Origin of the sequence: Methylobacterium sp. WL8, assembly GCF_008040045.1 — a bacterium.
Lineage (GTDB): Bacteria > Pseudomonadota > Alphaproteobacteria > Rhizobiales > Beijerinckiaceae > Methylobacterium > Methylobacterium cerastii.
The window spans coordinates 1-745 of sequence record NZ_VRVF01000205.1 but is presented as its reverse complement, the minus strand read 5'-3'; the positions used below and the strand labels follow the sequence as shown (position 1 = coordinate 745).

Annotated in this window: 2 pseudogenes; both read left to right on the top strand. The window is 63.6% G+C overall.

The window, feature by feature from the left end:
- Positions 1-133: 133 nt before the first annotated feature.
- Positions 134-370, top strand: a pseudogene (locus tag FV234_RS25925) (transposase); the annotation flags it as partial.
- Positions 366-590: pseudogene (locus tag FV234_RS25920) on the top strand (DDE-type integrase/transposase/recombinase); the annotation flags it as partial. The pseudogenes FV234_RS25925 and FV234_RS25920, both read left to right, overlap by 5 nt.
- Between the last annotated feature and the right edge of the window lie 155 nt (positions 591-745).

Sequence of the window (745 nt, the reverse complement as noted above, 5' to 3'; positions counted from 1 at the left end):
TCGGATAACGAAGCTCGCTTCGATCGTAGCGGGTCCGGTTCTCAGTCGTCCACATCGGCAGCCTCCACACAGGCAGCCTTGAATCACAAACCCCTCACCTCACTCAATATGTCGCCGGACAGACACTTAGGAGATCGTTGCCAAGCTACGGCAGGCGGATGTGCTGATCTCACAGGGCGAGAGCGTGGCCGATGCGATCTGCGCGCTCGGTGTGAGTTCGGTGACGTAATACCGGTGGCGGCGTGAGTTTGGCGGGCAGAAGTCGGATCAGGTTCGACGGATGAAGGATCTGGAGACCGAGAACGCTCGGCTGCGAAAGGCGATTGCGGATCTCACCCTCGACAAGCTGATCTTGCAATCCAGCCGCGGCGTGCCCACTGGACCGGGTCAACCGGCAGTTCAAGGCCGCCCACCCGAACAGGCTGTGAGTCGCCGACTTCACCTACGTCGCGACCTGGAGCGGCTTCGTCTACGCGGCTTTCGTGGTCGATGTCTTCGCTCGCCGGATCGTGGGCTGGCGCGTGTCGCGCTCGGCGCGGGCGGACTTCGTCCTCGATGCCTTGGAGCAGGCTCTGCATGAGCGCCGCCCCTTCGCCGGCAGCGGCCTCGTCTGCCATTTGGCCTGCCCCCATTCGGTGGCCCAGGTTCGAAGTTAGTGCATCGTCGGCCGTGTGACGATGGCGGGGTGAGCGAGCGGCGCTGATCTGCTCGGTTCCGTTGGCCAGATGACGACCTCCGGTGCAGG